This is a genomic window from Moorena sp., assembly GCF_982860115.1.
This window is the reverse complement of the sequence record NZ_CEYLVT010000096.1, coordinates 5,882-26,847: the sequence shown is the minus strand read 5'-3', so window position 1 is coordinate 26,847 and position 20,966 is coordinate 5,882. Positions and strand designations below refer to the sequence as shown.

Genomic DNA, 20,966 nt, shown 5'->3' with positions numbered 1-20,966 from the left:
AGGGAGCAGGGAGCAGGGAGCAGGGAGCAGGGAGCAGGGAGCAGGGAGCAGGGAGTAGGGAGTAGGGACTAGGGAGCAGGGAAGTCAGAAGAGGGAACTTCGGAATAGCGATGCAGCGCTGCATCGCTAAAAACCCTTACACTACTCGCTGCCTAACCCACCCAACCCTTGGATGTAAGCAAAGTTAAAAAAACAGTCTCTGCTAAGCTGATGCGCATTTAAATTGGTTTTTCCCTGTTCCGAGATCCGCTGTTCCCTTTGAGCAATTTAGGTATCCCAATCTAAATGCTGAACAGCTTAGCTAGTGATATCAAAGCCCAAACCAAATCAATCCACCCAGGGTTAAACTCACCAAACCAACAGCTAGCCAGACGAATTGATTATCCTTAGTGTTAATCTCAGCAGGATCTAGGGGTTCTGGTGCCAAGCCTAGGCTAGGCTGCTTGCGATCGCTAAAAGACCTATACACATAACTCTCCCGGTCGTCACTTTCTGCGATCGCACCTAAGTCAGGAATATTGGTCATCCATTCTGCTGGTCTAGTAAGCTGAGGAGCTTGCAGAATATAGAGTAAATCTTTACCTTGTTTGGAGGTATCTAGGTCAGGATGGCTAGTCAACTGTTGGCAAAGTGCGATCGCTTCCGCTTTTTGCCCAGCTGCCTCATAAGCCATCACCAACCACATTTGCACCTCTCCCCCTAGCCCAGAGGATAGATTTACCAGATTTCTGGCTGTGCTCAAATGCTCTATAGAAGCACGATATTCTCCTCGTTCAAATGCGGCTTTTCCTGACTGGTACTCAAGGTAAAATTTTTCATTAGCCATTAGTCATTCTTTAATTATTAATTGTTAATAATTAATTCTTTAATTATTAATTTATATTTTCAATTAACAATTTCCTAGTTGCCATTTGCCATTTTTCCTTACTTGGTAAATGCTGATCCGACAATCATCGAACCAATTCCTTCATCGGTGAAGATTTCCAGGAGCAGGGCATGGGGAATGCGACCATCAATAATATGAGCCGCACGTACCCCTTGGGCAAGCGATCGCACGCAGCAGTTTACCTTAGGAATCATCCCACCAGACACTACCCCAGTGTCAATCAACTCCCGTGATTGTTGAATATCTAGCTGAGGAATCAGGCTAGATGGGTCTTTAGGATCCTTCAAAACCCCAGGGGTATCAGTCAGCAAGATCAACTTTTCTGCTTCTAAAGCAGCTGCGATCGCACCGGCAACCGTGTCAGCGTTGATATTGTAAGCTTGGCCAGTATCATCAGCCGCCACACTAGACACTACTGGAATGTAGCCACTATTAACCAAAGACTCTACTAGCCCCACATCCACACTGCTCACTTCCCCAACAAAGCCAATACCCTCTTGACCTTGTGGGCGTGCTACGAATAACTTACCATCTTTGCCACATAGCCCGACAGCATTACCACCAGCGTAGTTAATCCGAGAGACTAACTCTTTATTAACCCGACCCACCAGCACCATCTCCACTACATCCATCGTGGCAGCATCGGTCACCCGCAGACCATTCTTAAATTGTGGCTCAATCCCTAATTTTCCCAGCCAGCTATTGATTTCTGGACCACCACCGTGAATAACTACTGGTCGTACACCCACAGAAGCTAAGAAGACAATATCCCGGATTACCTGATCTTTGAGATTGCTGTCTTTCATGGCCGCACCACCATACTTAACCACGACTGTGCGACCAGCAAACTTTTGGATGTAGGGTAGTGCTTCACTGAGTACCCGCACGCGGGTTGCTTCAGTTTCCCTAATGTACTCTTGAGTATAGAGCATAGGCAACCACTTAAATCTATAATCACATCCACAGCAGTGTAAATCATTTTCATGGGTTAGGGCTAGATAGAATAGCCGTTCCTTAAGAATTGGAATAGACAAAGCTTCAGGGGAACAGGAGTCAGGGCTGTTTCATTCTCGTAAAAGATAAATGGGTCAGATGGTCATAATTTTCGACCCTACTCCCTACTCCCTACTCCCTACTCCCTACTCCCTACTCCCATTAACCTAGGAGGAGGTACCTCACCCAGTTCTTTAAATCAGATAGTTTTCAGAAAAAATTGCGGATTTAGAACTAAAACTCAAGACTAACTTAACAGAATAAAACAAGGCTACCAGCTTAAAGCCGGGCTTTATCTTAGATTTACCTTAATGGGAAATTAGTAATCATGAATTTTACCTCACTACTACCGAGCAATGAACGATTACCATTAGCTCCTGTGTTAGCTTAAGTATATAGCCTAACAAACTATTGCTTAGTTACCTGTTTCACCTCAATGCTTAAAATTCTTCTAAAACAACTGCGCCACGAGCATTATATTCTTTGGTCTAACAGCTTAATTATTCTACTGTTTTTAGTTTTAAGTATCTATGTCAAAATTCAGGACAGGGGTTATATAGTCGTAAGACTTTTTGATGATCCTTTTCTTCTAAATCGCCCCTACATTGGCACGTTATCAGCTGTATCTGAATTAATGTGGTGCGTAGTAGTAACCATTTGTTTATGGTGCTGGTTATTGCTGAACAAAATTCAGCCCAATCAAAAAATAAATCAATTTATTTTATACTCTGCTATTGGCATTGGAATATTATTAATTGATGATGTCTTTAGGATTAATTTAATACTAGCAAAACAAGGTATTTCCAAAACGCCCGTGTATTTTATCTATGGCATAGGTGCCATCCTCTATGGATTAGCGTTTTGGAGGATAATTCGAGCTACACCATATATACTGCTTATGATTGCGGCAATTTTATTTGTCATATCTGCTTTGGTGGATTCATCCCATTTGTCAGGACAAGGAACCCGAGCCATGCTAGAAGATGCCACTCGGTTATTGGGTATTATGAACATCACTCTCTATTTCAGCCAGGTATGCTGGCAGGTGATGCTGCAATCTTTGAATAGAAAGAGAAATCCAGCTACCTAAGTCCCAAATTATTATTTAAAGTTCTCTGGGCAAAGACTTGTTGTGGGGTAATTTTAAATTCCGTAATTTCACAGATTTACAGTCGCTGATCAAAACGTTAAGAATAGAATAACCAAGTGTGTCTTACTGTCATGGGAGGTGATTAGCTTCTCGATACCCAGTTCCACTTCAAAAGGGAATTAACTCCAACGGATAAGTTGGAGTTCTGCTACTTGGTACGAAACCAAGATGGTTAACTGACTATTTCTGTTACCGTCGGTGCTGCTGGAAATTCACCCTTGCCCAATTGACCAACGGCATATGCTCACAATCTTACAAGACATGTTCTCTGGTCATTATATATCCCACGAGCATTGCTATGGCTGGAAGCCTGAATTACTTGGACTTCATGCTGGTTCGGATTTGCTAATTGCTCTATCCTATTACTCTATTCTGCTGTTGCTGATCTATTTGTGGTCTCAAAACCAAGATCTGCCATTACTGAAGATTTTGTTACTATTGAGTCCCTTGGTTTTGTTCTCTGGCACTAGTCACTTGCTGGAGGTCTGGAGAATTTGGCATCCAGATTATTGGCTTTCTGGTTTAGTCAAAGCCACTAGTGCCATACTTTCTGTGTCTAGCGCGATCGCACTAGTAGTAGTGATGCCGAAAGTCTTAGCATTGTCCTGTCCAGCTCAACTCGAAGCGACTAACACAGCTCTGAAAAAGGAAATTGCTGAACGTAGGCAAACCCTAGAAGAACTACTGAGATCCCAACAAGCCTTGTCCCTCCTGGTAGAGCAAACTCCCCTTGGTTTCATTGAGTGGAACCTGGATGGTGAAGTGATGCAGTGGAACCATGTAGCCGAGAAAATTTTTGGCTATAACAAGATAGAAGCCTTTGGGCATCGTGCCCATGAATTGATGAAGCCGCAATCTTCCGTAGAGCAGCTCCAACGAGTTCTGCAAGACTGTTTGAATTTTCAGTACAGCAACTGCATTACCGAAAACTACCATCCACAAGATGGTAGTAGTATATTTTGCCAGTGGCACAATGCTCCCTTAATTGAATCTGATGGCACCGTCATCGGAGTGGTGTCCGTGGTAGAGGATATCACCAAGCGTAAGCTAGAGGAGGATGTCCTCACCCAAGCTTATGAAGAGTTAGAACAACGAGTATTAGAACGGACAAAGCAACTAGCAGCAGCTAATGAAGTCTTAACAGCTGAAATCAAAGAGCGACGCCAGGTTGAGTCAGAATTAGGCAACAACCTAGAGCTGCTCAACCTATTTTTGGAATATGTACCCGCAGCTATTGCCATGTTCGATCAGCAGATGAGGTACCAGTTTGTTAGTCGCCACTGGTACTCGGAGTACAAAATATATGATGACAACATCATTGGCAAAAGCTACTACGACGTATTTCCAGAAACTCCTGAGCGTTGGAAGGAAATACACCAATTGTGCTTAGAGGGTTATTCAGCAGAGTCTAAAGAAGATTTGTTTGTTCGCGCTAATGGTAAACAACAGTGGCTCAAGTGGGAAATCCGTCCTTGGGTTAACATTGCTGGGAAAATTAGCGGTATTATTATGAGTACTGAGGTGATTACAGAGCGTAAGAAAGCTCAAGAGTCTCTCAAACGACTTAATCAAGATTTATCCCGATCTAACCGTGAATTAGAACAGTTTGCCTACGTGGCTTCCCATGATTTACAAGAACCACTGCGAGCCATTAGTAGCTACACCCAACTCTTATCTAAAAAATACCAGAGTAAGCTGGATGCTCAAGCGGATAAGTATATTCATTATATCGTAGATGGCGCTACCAACATGCAGCAGTTAATCAAGGATCTGCTGAGTTTTTCTCGGGTGGGAACCCATGGTAAAGAATTAGCCGTTACTGACTGTGAGGTAGTACTGAATCGGGTTTTAGACAATTTAAAAGTGGCGATTATCGAAAGCGATGCCATAGTTACCTATGACTCCTTACCTATAGTTATGGGGGATGATATACAACTGAGTCAACTTCTGCAAAATCTCATTGGTAATGCTATTAAGTTTCGCAGCCAAGAGGTACCCATAGTCCATATTTCAGCGGAACTGAAAGCTAAGGAATGGATAGTTTCAGTTCGTGATAATGGTATTGGTATTGAACCCGAGTACTTTGAGCGCATCTTCACTATTTTCCAGCGCTTGCATACCCGCCGTGAATATCCTGGTACAGGCATTGGTCTAGCAGTTTGTAAGAAGATTGTAGAGCGTCATGGGGGAAAAATTTGGGTAGAGTCAGAGCTAGGAGTAGGCACAATATTTTACTTCTCAATACCACAGCTTCATGAGTTAAACATTATTTAGAAATTTCAGGAACTGGCATCATGAACATTATGACAAATACTCAAGCAATTGATATTCTTTTGGTAGAAGATTCGTCGAGTGATGCCGAACTCATTTTAGAGGCGTTATGTGATAGCAAGCTATCCAGTAATTTTCACTGGGTTGATGATGGTGCTAAAGCGATCGCATTTCTCCGTAAGCAGGGAAACTATCAGGAAGCCCCACGTCCAGCTTTAATTGTTCTGGATCTCAATTTACCTAAAAAAGATGGTCGCCAGGTGCTCCAAGAAATCAAAGCAGACCCCCAGATAAGTACAATTCCAATTATTATATTAACCACATCTGACTCTCAGCAAGATATTATCAATACTTACAGGCTAAAAGCTAACTGCTACATTTGCAAACCCATGGATTGGGAAAGTTTTATGTCGATGGTGAAGCTGATTGAAGAATTTTGGTTAAACCTTGTTAGACTGCCATTATATCAATAAATATGGACACCAATTCCCTGAAAATACTTCTAGTAGAAGATAACCCAGCTGATGCGGATCTTCTCGAAATCATTTTAACTGATGCCCAAGAGATTCAGTGGTCACTGGTGCAGGCAGAAAAGTTACAAGATGCTATTGATTCTCTCAGTAAACATCATTTTGATATAGTCTTATTAGACCTATCGTTACCTGATCAACAGGGATTGATTACGGTAACAAAAACCCACGAGGTAGTACCGGATTTACCCATTGTGGTGTTAACGGGCCTTAATGATAGAGTTACGGCTCTAGAAGCATTACGAAAAGGAGCACAAGATTATTTAGTCAAGGGCAAAATTGATAGTGAATTGCTGATCCGCACAATTCGCTATGCCATTGAGCGAGCCAATACTATGAAGCAGCTTCGACAAAGTGAGGAGCAATTGCAACGACTCAATGAGGAATTAGAGCATCGCGTTGCGGAACAAACCGATGAATTAAGGCAAAAAAATCAGTACCTACAACAGGAAATTGTCAGTCGGAAGTGCTTGGAAGAAGAACTTCGTCAGGCGTTGAATAAAGAAAAAGAACTCAATGACCTCAAATCTCGGATTGTTTCTGTCGTTTCTCATGAATATCGCACCCCACTAGCCACCATCCTATCTTCCGCAGAATTATTAGAACATTATAGTCATAAATGGTCTTCCGAAAAAAAGCAACGTCATTTTCAGCGGATTCAAACCACGGTTAAACATCTGACTAAGTTAGTGAGTGATGTACTGCTATTCAGTAAAGCTGAGGCAGGAAAATTGGAATTCAAACCATTACCTATGGATTTGTTAGCCTTCTGTAAGGAAATTGTGGAAGAATTTAAACTAACAGCTAAGACTGGGTTGACTATTAACTTTAACTGTATAGATAATTCAGAGCAAACCTCCTGGTGTATTAATCAGGGTTGCTTTGACAAAGCTTATCTAGATGAAAAACTTTTGCGGCAAATTCTGTCTAATTTGCTCTCCAATGGGATTAAGTATTCACCAGATGGGGGTGATATCCAATTTGATCTGATCATGAGTGAACATAATACTATGTTCCGGATCCAAGATTCCGGAATTGGCATCCCCCCAGAAGACCAAAAACGGTTATTTGAGGCTTTCCAGCGCAGTAGTAATGTTGGTACTATCTCTGGTACTGGACTAGGATTAGCAATTGTCAAAAAATGTGTCAACCTCCACGGTGGTGAGATTTGTGTAGAGAGTGAAGTGGGAGTTGGTACAGCCTTTACGGTCACATTGCCATTACACTCATCCCGTTATTCAGGTGTTAGGTCTTAGGTTAATGGTGGTTAAGGGGTTCAGGGTAAGTATGCCTAATCAGTCTTGCTGGTGAGCGAATTGGTGAGCACCAAATAGAGAAAGTGCGATCGCAAACCCCAGCAGAATCGGTATCGCATACCAGGGAAACTCGGACACAGGTAAGTAAGCAGCAGCCCGGAGTCCAGTGCTGGTATAACTTAGAGGCAATAGATAGACAATCACTTTTAGGGCTGTAGGTAAGGTAGCTGGGTCAAAAAACGTCCCACCTAGGAAAGACATCGGAACAATTAAGAAGTTGTTGAAAAGACCAACCATTTCCAGGGATTTGACATTCAATCCCACTATCACCCCTAAACCGGCAAACACAGCACAATTAAGCACTAGCAACAACAGAAATAAGGGATTGAGAAAACTCCATACTTTCCCAGTAAACAGCACTGCTACCAAAATTACTGAAGCAGATGTCATTAATCCCCGCAAAATCCCTGCCATCATTTTGCCGACATGCAAGGCTAAGGGATGGACTGGCATCAACAAAGTTTCCTCAAAGGTTTTCGTGTATAGCCGTTCACCGCAAATGGAAAAGGTGGTGCCAGCAAAGCTAATGGTCATAGACGACAGCGCCACCATTCCTGGCAAAATAAATTCTAAGTAGGATTCACCAACTGGGGGAGTCATTGTCCGATCTAAGGTACTCCCTAGGCCGAGACCAAATGCCAATATGTAGATCACTGGGGAGATTAGCCCACTAGCAACGACTTGGGTGGCTCGCACCCGTAACTTTAGCCAGTCCCCCCACAAAACCGTGAGGCTATCGGTGATTATAGTCGGTAACTGAGACCCTTTGATGGTGTTTTGATGGGGCAGTGATAGATTGGATTTCACAGTATTGGTTTAAATTAAGTTAATTTTCCTTTACATTACTAAATGTTATCACTGACCCTCAACACTCAGGACTATTGTCAAATCAAGTACTCAATGATGGCAAGAAACTGACTATACCAGGAAAGGCAATAATCAACACTAACACCAGCAGTTGCAACAGGATAAAGGGAATCGCACCTCGGTAAATTTCCATGGTTTTCACCTCTGGTGGAGCGACACCCCGTAAATAAAACAGAGCAAAGCCAAAGGGTGGTGTCAGAAATGAGGCTTGGAGATTGGCTCCGATAATTACCCCGTACCAGACCAAGTCAAGGTTAAGCTGTTGAGCCACTGGAGCAAACAGCGGTACTACAATAAAGGCAATCTCAAAAAAGTCAATAAAGAAGCCTAGTAGGAAAATAGTTAACATACTCACTACTAGGAAGCCAATGTAACCGCCGGGAAGGTTTAACAGCATCGCTTCCATTACGCGATCGCCATTCAAGCCACGAAATACTAAACTAAATGCTGTTGAACCCAGCAAGATGAAAATCACCATGCTGGTAATCCGCATCGTGGCATCAGAGCTCTGTCGCAGGGATGGCAAATTCAACTGACCATTCACACCAGCCAATACTATTGCACCCAGGCAACCCACAGCCCCTGCTTCCGTTGGAGTGGCAATCCCAAAAAAGATACTGCCCAATACTAATAGAATTAACAATAATGGTGGTACCATCGATTGGATCACCCGCTTTCCCAACGCTTTTCCACTGATATTTCGCACTTCTAGTGGTAGGGCTGGTGCTGCGTCTGGTTTGAGCCATGCTACGATGATCACATGAATGGCAAACGCCCCAGCCATCATTAAACCAGGAATCACGGAACCGATAAACAGGTCTCCTACAGAAATTCCTAACTGATCCGCTAATACCACTAGCACCACACTCGGGGGGATAATCTGTCCTAATGTCCCGGATGCCACGATTACCCCAGTGGCTAGTTCTTTGTTATAACCGTAGCGCAACATAATTGGTAGGGAAATCAGTCCCATTGCTACTACTGTTGCGGCAACGACTCCAGTAGATGCGGCCAGCAACGCACCCACAATCACCACCGCTAAGGCCAATCCCCCTCGCAGCCGTCCAAACAGAATTCCCATGGTTTCCAACAGCTGCTCAGCAATGCCAGATTTTTCTAGCATCGAACCCATAAAAATAAAGTAGGGCACGGCTAGGAGAGTGTAGTTGCCCATGATCCCGAAAATCCGCTGGGGCATAGCGGTCATGAAAATCGGGTCAAAGATACCCAAACTCACTCCTATGATGGCAAACAAAATTGCCACCCCACCTAGGGAAAAAGCCACCGGGTAACCGATGGAAAGTAATACTAAGGCACCGCCAAACATGGCTGGACCTAACCAGTCATAACCCATGGTTTTAGTCCTCCTCCTGGGGTGCCAAATATCCTGCAAAAATTGCCCAGTTTTTGATGGCTTCTGAGATTCCTTGAAGAATCAGCAACCCAAAGCTGACAATAATCATGGATTTAATTGGATAACGGGGTAACCCTCCTGGATCTGGGGACATCTCTTGAATCGTCCAGGAATTAACAATTGCCCCCCAAGAAAAATAAATTACCATGATGCAGAACGGAATTAAGAACAATAATGTCCCAATTAAATTAGCGATCGCTTGAGCCTTAGGCTTCAAACTCTTATAAAAAACATCGACTCGCACATGGCCATTATGCTTAAGAGTGTAAGCCGCCCCCAACAGGAATACTAAGTCAAACAAGTACCACTGAGTTTCGATAAAGCCATTAGAACTCAAATTTTCTCCTATAAAACGTCCCAAGTAGCGACCAACGACATTCCACACACCAATCATAATCATCAGTGGCAAAATCCAGTAGGTTAAGCGACCGATTCTCTCGTTGAAGCTATCAATAAGTCTAGAGATACGTAATAGTTGTTGCAATAGCTACCCTCCTCACTTGCCAGCTATTGGAATGATATTTTATCATAGCAAGTCCCCAAGTCGCTAAGTAGCTGGACAAAAATAAACCTCGCTTTCTTAACTTGTGTAAAGTTGCCAAAAATCCCTCTATTCCCTGTTCCCTGTTCCCTGTTCCCTATTTCAACAGTTAATTTTAATTTTGTCCGACTACTTATTCCATCAAGACATTGTGCCCAAAAATAGATAAGATTGGATAAGTTCTATCAAGCAAAATAAGGCGTTGGTGATTCTGGGTATGATTGTGCCCCCCTGCCCCTGAAGCACCACTAGCAACTTTTTTACAAATATGAGATCCACCCTATCTCCTAACTCCTATCTCCTATCTCCTTACTTCCTATCTCCTTACCTCCTTATCTTCTCCAAAGAGTGATGACATTAATCGCAGAATCAAAATAATTTTATTATTATCTCATAATTTTATGACTCCAAAACGAAAAAAAATATTAATTATAAGTCTAGCTTTTGTTTACAAAATGTTATAATTAATGTTGATTTTTTCTCGAGTAATTATATAATTATTCGATGCCAATGAGCTCATAAAATATACAGTCCAAAATTCACCATTGATTAATTTTATGGAAGCTCAAACCCTTATAACTATGTTCAATTGAAGGTAAAGAAAAAATTTATTTTTTTTTTACTTATAAGCTGAAATTATTCCCCAGTAAGGATTTCAGATTGCATGTCACTCCCCCAGCAAAAACACCTATTTTTTTTTGGTCACAAAAAAATAGTAAACTGCAAATCGTGTGTAAATAACTACCCATGAGCAACACTCTACTTGTTCCCATTCATCTTGATGCTTTGTGTCTGGCCAACGACGAGCAAGTCCTCGATCCCATGGCAGACTACAGCCTACTACCCTATAAATATCAAGGGGAAACCCATGCTTCGGGAAATGAAAACCTCAGTGAACAGATTCTCGCCCCCTTATTCAACCACCAATTGACTCTGGAAGCGGGAATTCACCTCCATTGGTCAATACCCGATGCCCTAACTACAGGAACCCATGATACCTTCACTACATTTCCTCAAGTTCCCAATCGTTGGCTGATTATCCGCCAAGGAGGAGACAAGGGAGATAAACAGTGGGTGGTCGAAAGTGACTATCTCTATCCTGAACGTGAATCAGAGGATAATAGCCCACCACCAAAGGCGATTAATATTCTCATTGACCCACCGGATGTAGTTAATACAGATCCGAATGATGCCAGCACCTATCAATATCAGCGTTACCGCTATATGGGTAAAAGTTGGGAACTCGGAGAATGGAATTCGGATGATGCTAGTAAAGAACATGCTGCAGCTTTAACTGCCGTGGGTACCAATGCCACTGTACCCGTATTGGATCATGTTAAAGCTACCTTTGCCGCATTTTATCCTAATTCCTATAGTGTTTTTGGCTTCCACGACCCTGATTACCCCACGGAGACTCCTGGATTAGATTTACAGTATGATGTGGTGGGTTGGTACAGCGATGGTGGACAGGATTGTATCCAAAAGTTTTTAGAAGAAAATAGTGGGGTTACTGACTCCGAAGAATTACTGGCACTTCTACAAGAAGAATTTAGTTGGACGATTGAGTCAGGAGCAGCCATACCCCCTCAGACTATCTATCATTCTCGCATTACCTTCAGTGGGAATGGTGGTTCCGCAGATTTATCCCAACCTAACCTAGCAGTGGGAGATTCTCCCGCCGAAGCCCTGGCTGCTTACTTAGCAAATTCCTATCCCAATAAGGATCAGACTATTGGTGGCAACTCTAACAATACCATTGGCAAAATCGTTGAAGAACAGTTAGAAGCCCTGCAAATATTAGAAAGGTTAGAGTTTAACAAGCTCGATATGTATGCCAAATTCCGAGCAGGAAGACATGAAGTGGGGTTTGGTACGGAGAAAAATGGCTATCTGTGGTCAATTATGCCCCAGGTTTCCAAGAATGAGTCAGACACTACGGATACTTCTTCACAGAATGACTTAACCTTACCAGATGATTTAGCCCAATCACTGAATCAACTCAACATCATCCAAGAGCAATATAATCAAGCTCAGCTAGACATAGAATCCTTGCAGCGTCGGTTATATAGCCAATGGTACATTTACATGAGGTACGATGCCAACTTCGACGAAGATGTCAATAATTACAGCCTGGTGCCTTTGCGAACAGCCATGGCTACTGCGGGAGAAATAGAATTTTCTGGAGAGGGAACCAGCACCACAGTGACGGCAAAAACCTTGCCCTTTAACGTTGTATCAAGATTAAGTGACTATTTCGATAGTTACGTGGCTGCGATAGATAAAGCTGCTAATGGAGATTATAGTGACTGGACTGACTATATAACTCCAGAATTTAGAAACTGTGGGATTGAACTATCTGATAATCCAACTGTTAGCATAACTAATCAAGGAGAAGCAAACTTCTATGAAGGTAGAGCTTGGCAGATTGAGGATGGAGGACAAATCTATCCCGTTAACGTAGAAGGGGGAATTTTTACCATTTATATTCCCCCTACACCTTCTCAAATCGCTTATAACCTGGTTGGTGCGATTCGTAACTTAGGAAGTGCGATCGCAAACTACACAACTTCCACCACCCAATACCGCCTCTGCCAAGTTCCTAGTGACAATTACTGGCGTCCTAGCGATCCCTTTGTCCTCTTGACCGGAGACGCCGCCAAGGCTTCCAATCGTTTTGGACAAGATGGACGGTTGCGGGAGGATGGTTTCTTAGAATGCTACCCCATTGATTTTGATGTTACTAACATTACCAGTGACATCACTGGGCTTTTAGCAAAAATTGATAGCCTTAAACCCTCATCAGGAGAAGATTCCATTAACTTTAATACCTGGAGTCAGCAACCTTGGAATCCCTTTGCTTTCCAGTGGAATGTCTTGAACTATCCTAGTCGTGAGATGACGGGGGGAGTGGTTCAAGATTATCAACCCAATCAAATCCTGGATAACTATAGCTTAGAACCCAATGCCATCGACCTCCAACTGAAACCTGGCAAGGAAAGCAGTTTTACCCCAGATGGTAATAGTTATAAGGGGTTCAGCATTTTAACCCCGTCGGCGGGAGAAGAGTTAAGCGGACAACTGACTAGTTATTTAAACGCACAACTTTTGCCCACTTACTACTATCAAAATAATATTCCCGAAGACGAGCAAACCCCAGACTACCTGAGTGAAAATTTTGAGGCGGTTAAATCCTGGTATGAGGGTACGGACGATGTACAAGGAATGACCGAAGAGCAAAAAGCCCAAGATACCATTTACGTAGCCTTGTGGGCTTACGAACAGATGGAAGATTTAGACTGTCAAGCCCAAACTATCGGTGGGTTTAACGACACCATCATGCTCTCCCAACCCACTCTGTCCCTAGAAGTGGACGATCCCCTCACTACCAATAACACAGCAAAATTGGTAACGGATCAGGTGCGTTGGACTTTAGGCGATAGCAGCATTCAATACGAATTCCTCTCAGGAGACATTTTCAACCCGATCCGCAGTGGGGGAATGACCATCGATCAATTGTGGTTAGTGGATAGTTATGGACGACATTTTACCGTCATTGACCCAGATGCAGGACAAGCGGATTTGGTAACTAGTAGCCGGATGACTCCCCCTGATAACGTTGACTATCAATTTTTATTGGCACCTCGTTTCGCCCAAAATGCCCGTCTCAACTTCCACTGGTTAGCAGCCGATGCTCCCAGTGAGATTGAAATGACTACCAAGCCAGCCCGAAATCCCGTTTGTGGTTGGATTGTCCCCAATAATCTCGACAGCACCTTGAGTATTTATGACCAGCAAGGAAAAACTTTGGGTTCCTTAGATCGAGCTGGTAATTGGAGGGCTGCCCCTGGAGGCTTTGGTATTCCTGATGTCGCCAGCATCTCTAATCCTCATCTGCGCAAGCTGGTAGACTATCTCGTCAATCAAGGACAAAGTTTTCAACAACAGTTTCTTTCTACCTTAGACAATTCCCTAGCCACCATCGATCCCGAAGGGTTTGCCCTCCATAGCACTCTGGCATTATTAATTGGACGACCCATGGCTGTGGTACGTGCCACCTTTAGCTTAGAGGTTAAAGGGTTACCTGTGTGCGATCCTACGGTGAAAATTGAGAGCGCTGACCAAGAAGTACCCACCTACGGGTATACCGAAGTAAAAGTTCCCATTCGTTTAGGGGATTATCAACAACTCAACGATGGGTTAGTGGGTTATTGGCGAGAAACCGCCGCAGACAATGATGAAGGTTATGACTATGAAGGAAATATCTTCTATGCACCCCAAAGTAACTTAGCAAATGACAGTTTGATTCAAACGGAAGCAGAAGGGTTGGTGTATTTCGAGCAAACCGTGGATGCACCACCCCAAGGAGTGACCATGTTAATCGATCCTCGGGGCACAATTCATGCCACTTGCGGGTTCTTACCCAACCGAGAATTGACCTTACCGTCGGAAAACTATACTCCCGCATTACAGTCCATGGAAGTTAATTTCCTCGCTACCCCCATGTTATGCGATCGCCAAACTGACATGGACATTGACATCCACGATGGCGATCAACTTGAGCCCCCAGCCTTTGATGCTAGCAGTGGTTTAGCAATTCCTGTCCCCCAACAAGCTAATGCTGTGTGGTCTTGGGTATCCCTAAGTGGTGAGGAGTGGTCAGAAACCACGGAAATTGAAGGGGTTAACCCCACAGCAACGTTTTCTGAACCCCAACAACTGTATGAGGGTTGGTTGCAACTGAGTCGGGCACAGGAGGAGTAGAGGAGTTAGTAGTTAGGAGTCAGGAGGTAAGGAGTTAGGAGTCAGGAGGTTAGGAGACAGGAGGTAAGGAGGTAAGGAGGTAAGGAGTTAGGAGGTAAGGAGTCAGGAGTCAGGAGTCAGGAGGTAGAAGTGACCAAAGTCCTCACTATACTACATGTAGTCAGAAAAGATTCAATTGTATTCTATCTCCTGTCTTCTTATCTCCTAACCTCCTAAATTCTGTCTTCTTATCTCCTAACCTCCTAACCTCCTAACCTCCTAACCTCCTAAATTCTGATACAAATCATATTTTTCAACCATCAATTCTAAGGAGTCGAAATAATGGGAGCATTAGGTCAAGCTGCACTAGAGACATTAAGTACTATCGTTGATGTTAGTAGTTTCAGAGGTTTTTTAAGTAGCGAACTTGGTATTACCCTAACTAATGATGTTGTTTTAGCAACCATTGCCAATGAATTTAACCTTGGTACAATAGAGTACTACTATGTCGATATAGATGGAACTTTTTTCCATCAATTTGTTTGGTCAGCAACGATTAATGTCGCACCGGATGATGAGGTTTCCGATACCTCAGAAGAACCCCAAAATGTAAATGCAGTAAATGCCAATATCCTAATTCAGGTTGAGGATGCGCCAAATACTAAACAAGACGGGCTCTATGGTGGGACAATTGATATTCCTCTGGGTGATTCAATTACCTATACTCCTACAACGTCTGAAGATGGCGAGACAGAATACATCGCAGAATATGACGATGGTACCCTCGTCCTCAGATTTACCTTATTCTTCCAAAATAAAAAGTCTCCAGGTCAATCCCAGACCTCATCCATTATTACTGCAAGTCTGGCTGCTGAAAAAAGTCTAGAGATTGCCCTCCAAGACCTAATTAGTACAATTTCCTTTGGACTCAGTGATTTAATTCCCCTGGAGTTATTGAGTTATTTCAAGGTGAACAGCAGCATCGTGATGGTGATTGATTGCCCTGCTAACCCAAATAATACTGGTAATTCCAGTACCGTAGTTGCCAAGAAACGATCAATGCTGTTTAGTATTGGTTTCAATGGCCGGATCATGTTTAACGACATTCCCCTAGTTAACCAAGCATTAACTCCTTCGATCGCTGATAGTGAATTTGCTTTTGAATTTTTAGTGGCATTACAAGAATTCTCTCGCAAACAGCTAATGCAAGTTAACTATTTCCTCGAAGAAATAGGAGTACCTCTAAGAATAAAACCCCCCTGCAACAGCACAAATGTCCTGAAACGGGGTGCTTCTATTGGCGCTCACTTTGAAATTGGTCCCTATGCCAAAGCTTGGTTAACCCCCTTATCCCGTCCTAAGACTACTACTCCTCCTCCTGCGAAACCGAGTAGTAGTTTAGTCCCAACTAGCGATATGCAAGTACTTGCTGCTTCCAGTTCCAATGTCAGCTCCAATGACGAAGAACTTCCCGTTACTATCACCGAAAATGGTGTTTGGTTAACAGTACAAAAATCCTTTGGTCCCCTGCATTTCGAGAAAGTAGGACTCATCTATAAAAATCAAAAAATTAACCTAACGCCTCAATTGGTTGTAGAGGTATCCCGTATGGTAATGACCCTTAATGGGTTGTCCATAGGTTCTCCTTTAATGGAGTTTTCTCCTTCGTTTAACCTGGATGGTTTTGGCTTAGAAGTGATCACCAGTGGACTAGAAATAGGTGGCACTTTCCTACTAGTTGAGGGCAGCAGCTACGATGAATTTTTAGGAACAGCCGTTATTGGCTTGAAAATTGGTAAAGGGGGCAAAAAATGTCTCTCCCTATCTTCCATTGGGGCTTTTGCTAACTTTACTGACAGCGACAATTTTGGTCTCTTTCTCTACCTAGCACTCAACTATCCCTTGGGAGGGCCACCTTTCTTCTTCGTTACCGGCATATCAGGGGGATTTGGTTATAACTACCGACTAATTGTTCCCACCTTGGATGAACTAGTAGCCTTTCCTTTCGTGGATGAGGCAGTTCATGATCAAAAAGCACCGGATCCTGCTGAGAGTGCCCAGGTTCTGGCTGATGAGTTGCTGATTTTGTCTAACTATATGCCTCCGGAAGTTGGGGCTTGGTTTGGGGCAGCAGGGATTAAATTCACCTGCTTTAAGATCATGGATGGCTTTGGACTGTTGAACATTGCCCTGGATTCCAGTGGGTTTGAGATCGATTTCATTGCCATTGTCACTTTAATGCTGCCTACCACCATAACTGGTCCGTTTGAACCGATAGCGGTGGCAGAAATGGTGATGGAATCAAGGTTTGCTCCTGCTGAAGGGGTGCTCATGGTGCGGGGACAACTAACCCCTAGTTCCTATGTGTTTAGCCGAGAGTGTCATTTAACAGGGGGTTATGCTTTCGGGCTGTGGTTTGCTGGAGATCGGGCAGGGGATTTTGTCATTACCCAAGGGGGCTACCATCCCCGTTTTTATGCTGCGGATCGTTATCCTGATGTACCTCGCTTAGGCTACAGTTGGCAGATTGACGATAATGCCTTTACCACCGCCCAGGTCTATTTTGCTCTGTGTGGCTATGGAGTAATGGTGGGTGGACTTTTTGCCATTGCCTTTAGGGCGGGGGCTCTGTGGGCTGAGTTTGATGCGGGGATTGATTTCTTAATCAGTTGGAAACCCTACCATTATGATGTTTCCTGGCACTTCTTTGTGCGGGCGGGGATTGGTGCCCTTGCCGTGGGTCTGGGGGTCAATGTTCGTTTTTGGGGTCCAGACTTCGGTTGTAAATTCAAGATCAGAATTATCATTATTACCGTCACCATCAAGATTGGGGATCAAACGTCTCAATATCCCAATCCCATTGACTGGGATGAGTTTAGGGGAGCTTTCTTGCCCCCTGATGATGAAGTGTGCAGCATTGCCGTGGTTGATGGTTTAAGCAAGCAGATCATCCGCGAAACAGACGGCGCAGAAATCTGGGTGATTAATCCTAAAGACTTGGAATTGACCACCGATAGTATTATTCCTGCGAAACAGGTACAAACTTGGGGTGCTGACCAATCTGTGGGTACGGAGACGGCATTTGGGGTTAATTCCATGGGAATTAAGAAAGATGAATTAACCACCGTCCACAATGTTACTATTACCAGGGATGGTGACGAAGAGGGTGCTAAAAATCAATTCAAGTTTGAACCCATCACTAAATATGCCCCCGTTGCTGCTTGGGGTAATCCCGTTTCTTCGGATCACATAGTTCCCCCAGAAGTTAATGGCGATCAATTTGTGAAAAACGTCTTCTTTGGTTTCCGTATTGTGCCCGCACAGCAGCCCAAACCTGGAGAAACCGATGTAATCGGCGTTGAACATTTACTCTATGACACTTTACCCATCGATAATTCTTACATTTGGGAAACCATCGCAGCATTTATCCCCGATGCCAGCTTAACAACGGAAGAGGAAAAACGCGATCGCATTAACGAAACTGTGGAGAGTAATTCCCAACGGGATGACCTTTTAACAGCATTAGGCTTTGACACTAGCAAAGTCAGTATCGATCCTGCTGTTTCGGATAGTTTTATCTTTGCACCGCAGGTTAGTTAGGAGGTAAGGAGGTAAGGAGTTAGGAGGTAAGGAGGTAAAAAGTTAGGAGGTTAGGAGTTAGGAGGTAAGGAGGTAAGGAGATAGAAGACAGAGTTTAGGAGATAGAATACAGAATTTAGGAGGTAAGGAGTTAGGAGGTTAGGAGTTAGGAGTTAGGAGGTAAGGAGACAGAAGAAAGAATTTAGGAGGTAAAAAGTTAGGAGGTAAGGAGTTAGGAGGTAAGGAGTTAGGAGGGAGGTAAAAAGTTAGGAGGTAAAAAGTAAGGAGGTAAAAAGTAAGGAGACAGGAGACAGGAGATAGAAAACAGAAGAAAGAATAAAGAATAAAAATAATTCTTTCCTGACTACATGTGGCGAACTATAATCTTTGGTAACTCCCACCTCCAAACTCCTGACTCCTCAACTCCTCAACTCCAAACTCCAAACTCCTCAACTCCTAACTCCTAAACTCCTAACTCCTAACTCCCAACTCCCAACTCCAAACTCCTAAACTCCAAACTCCTAACTCCAAACTCCTAACTCCAAACTCCTAACCTCCTTACCTCCTAACTCCTAACCTCCTTACCTCCTTACCTCCTAACTCCTAACCTCCTAAAAAAACATTCACAACAGGAAAGAAAATTATGAGCGAAATGCCCTTTGAGTTTACCTGGTGTTATGAAGAAACGGAGGATGATGATCAACAATGTGAAGTTTTAGTTATTGGGGAACCGGAGGATGTTCCCCCACTGGATATCGAGATCAGTAATATCCTCTCGGACAAAACTATCGCTATTCGTCCTATGGGCGGGGTAAGTCAACCCGATGGGGACAATTACCATTTTAAGTTGGCTTTTTTACCTGGCATCTTAGCAGATCCTAGTGCGATCGCTGTGGAGAGCGCAGATTGGTCAATTAGCTCTGTTTCCAATGCAGATGGAGACAGTATTTACCTACTCTGGACAGGGACAGAAACTTTGCTGTCTTACCAAGAAGCGATGAAGGTTATTTTAACCGGAGTTGCGGCTCAATCTATTGATAAAATAACCTCCGCTGATGTGACAATTAGTTGGGAATTTGACCAGGGAGGTATTGAGGTAAGGAGCCCGGCGAAAATCCCTGAAGGCGGTGATTACGATGAAAACATTACTCTGACATTAAACATGGTTCAATCAACTGGAAAATCAAATATCCCTCTTTATGTTGGTTTTGTGAATTGTAACAAGGTTCTCAATGTCCATGATGAAGCTAGCAGTTTACAACTGCGCCTGACTAATACCAACCTTCCTAGTGCAGCAGCTCCTGATATTACCTTCCACTATGATTCCAATATTAATCTTTGCTCTCAGTTGGTAGTCACTTTAGAAGTGGGAACAGTAGAAGATGTACCGTGGGCCTTAGGAACACGAGACCAAGTTAATAACATCACCATCTCCATTGCGGGAGACCAATGGCAACAAAATGGCGATATCGAAACCATTGAAGTAGAGGGAGTTGTTCAAGCTTTACAGTGGACTTTTATCCCCCAAAGTGCTGATGTGGTGTTGGCGGCAAGAAAAACCATGTTAATCAACTTGGATAATATTATTACCTCCCATCCCACAGGAGAGGCTAACCTCTATTTAAGTTATCAGTATGTTCCAGGATATAAGGATGGGCAATTTGTCTGTCAAATTGAAAAAGCACCTCTAGTTTTTGATACGAAAGTGCGTATGGGCACGAGAACAGATGTAGACGGTTTGCTCAATGTCAAAGATGGTATCAGTATCGATGAAGATGGCAAGTTGACGTTTGATACAAACTATCGCCAGATGATCGACTTATCTAATGATAATTCAATATATGGAATTGGCTTCCAAACTTATACCACCTACTTCCGAAGTCGTCACCACTTTGGTTGGTATCAAGAAGGTTCTCATAGTGATCTAGAGCTCAATCCAGGGGAAGGTGGCAGAGCATCGATGGTGCTCAAAGAAGGTTCTCTAGGAATTGGTACTACTAATCCATCATGTAAATTACATGTTACTGGACGAATTAAAGATAAAACTGGGTTCGTAATTCCTGTGGGAACAGTTGTCCCTTATGCTGGAAAGCAACTCCCACAAGGATGGTTGTGGTGTGATGGTTCAACATTTGACGAAGATGATTATCCAGACTTACATGATGTCCTTGGCAGTAGTACACTTCCAAATCTGAAGAATCGATTTATCGTTGGTGCTGGCGACACTTACAACCTGAATGCCAGAGGTGGAGCGAATAGCGTTACCTTAACAATCGATCAAATGCCCAGTCATAATCATAATCCTGAGAGTTCTTACAACCGGCTTTTAATGCATGATGGTCACTATACTAAAGGAGACAACACTGATGCCACCGATTCTTCTGGAAGTGAGCCAAATCTAAGGTATTCTAAGGCTATCGTAAGTAAAGGTGGTGGTAAATCCCATGAAAATCGACCACCCTATCACGCCCTCAACTACATCATTAAATGTTAGAGGAGACAGAATTTAGGAGGTAAGGAGTTAGGAGGTAAGGAGATAGGAGTTAGGAGTTAGGAGGTAGGAGTTAGGAGTTAGGAGTTAGGAGTTAGGAGGTAAGGAGACAGAATACATAATTTAGGAGGTAAGGAGTTAGGAGGTAAGGAGACAGAATACATAATTTAGGAGGTAAGGAGTTAGGA

General features: G+C 43.3%; 12 protein-coding genes. 7 read left to right on the top strand and 5 right to left on the bottom strand.

Annotated features, from left to right (window positions below; translation table 11 throughout):
* Window positions 1–310 precede the first annotated feature (310 nt).
* Together AC4II3_RS17375 and argB are read right to left on the bottom strand one after the other, a co-directional pair.
* Window positions 311–826, bottom strand: coding sequence for a hypothetical protein (locus AC4II3_RS17375; protein WP_488012387.1), 516 nt, complete (start codon window positions 824–826; stop codon window positions 311–313).
* Window positions 827–924: 98 nt separating this feature from the next.
* Window positions 925–1,818: an acetylglutamate kinase gene (argB, locus tag AC4II3_RS17370; protein ID WP_488012389.1), complete on the bottom strand. Its 894-nt coding sequence runs from the start codon at window positions 1,816–1,818 to the stop codon at window positions 925–927.
* Between the two features lie 497 nt (window positions 1,819–2,315).
* Between argB and AC4II3_RS17365 the strand changes: the two genes are divergently transcribed.
* From AC4II3_RS17365 to AC4II3_RS17350, 4 genes are all read left to right on the top strand, one after another.
* Complete coding sequence (locus AC4II3_RS17365) at window positions 2,316–2,969, top strand: DUF8692 domain-containing protein (RefSeq protein WP_488012385.1); 654 nt, start codon at window positions 2,316–2,318, stop codon at window positions 2,967–2,969.
* A 300-nt stretch (window positions 2,970–3,269) separates the two neighbouring features.
* Entirely contained in the window at window positions 3,270–5,303 is a 2,034-nt protein-coding gene (locus AC4II3_RS17360) for a PAS domain-containing sensor histidine kinase (RefSeq protein ID WP_488012383.1), read from the top strand.
* 20 nt (window positions 5,304–5,323) lie between these two features.
* Window positions 5,324–5,773, top strand: coding sequence for a response regulator (locus AC4II3_RS17355; protein WP_488012381.1), 450 nt, complete (start codon window positions 5,324–5,326; stop codon window positions 5,771–5,773).
* Window positions 5,774–5,775: 2 nt separating this feature from the next.
* On the top strand, window positions 5,776–7,086 hold the full coding sequence (locus tag AC4II3_RS17350) for a sensor histidine kinase (protein ID WP_488012379.1): 1,311 nt from the start codon (window positions 5,776–5,778) through the stop codon (window positions 7,084–7,086).
* Window positions 7,087–7,125: 39 nt separating this feature from the next.
* Here AC4II3_RS17350 and AC4II3_RS17345 read toward each other — a convergent pair whose 3' ends face one another.
* From AC4II3_RS17345 to AC4II3_RS17335, 3 genes are all read right to left on the bottom strand, one after another.
* Window positions 7,126–7,953: an ABC transporter permease gene (locus AC4II3_RS17345; protein WP_488012377.1), complete on the bottom strand. Its 828-nt coding sequence runs from the start codon at window positions 7,951–7,953 to the stop codon at window positions 7,126–7,128.
* A gap of 82 nt (window positions 7,954–8,035) precedes the next feature.
* Complete coding sequence (locus AC4II3_RS17340; protein WP_070392893.1) at window positions 8,036–9,367, bottom strand: TRAP transporter large permease; 1,332 nt, start codon at window positions 9,365–9,367, stop codon at window positions 8,036–8,038.
* A 4-nt stretch (window positions 9,368–9,371) separates the two neighbouring features.
* Entirely contained in the window at window positions 9,372–9,911 is a 540-nt protein-coding gene (locus tag AC4II3_RS17335; RefSeq protein WP_488012374.1) for a TRAP transporter small permease subunit, read from the bottom strand.
* Between the two features lie 804 nt (window positions 9,912–10,715).
* Between AC4II3_RS17335 and AC4II3_RS17330 the strand changes: the two genes are divergently transcribed.
* The 3 genes from AC4II3_RS17330 to AC4II3_RS17320 all read left to right on the top strand — a co-directional run bounded on the left by AC4II3_RS17330 (window position 10,716) and on the right by AC4II3_RS17320 (window position 20,781).
* Complete coding sequence (locus AC4II3_RS17330; protein WP_488012372.1) at window positions 10,716–14,729, top strand: hypothetical protein; 4,014 nt, start codon at window positions 10,716–10,718, stop codon at window positions 14,727–14,729.
* Window positions 14,730–15,050: 321 nt separating this feature from the next.
* Window positions 15,051–18,308, top strand: coding sequence for a DUF6603 domain-containing protein (locus tag AC4II3_RS17325; protein ID WP_488029337.1), 3,258 nt, complete (start codon window positions 15,051–15,053; stop codon window positions 18,306–18,308).
* A gap of 622 nt (window positions 18,309–18,930) precedes the next feature.
* Window positions 18,931–20,781 (top strand): phage tail protein, encoded by a 1,851-nt coding sequence (locus tag AC4II3_RS17320; RefSeq protein ID WP_488029338.1) that lies wholly within the window; start codon window positions 18,931–18,933, stop codon window positions 20,779–20,781.
* Window positions 20,782–20,966 lie beyond the last annotated feature (185 nt).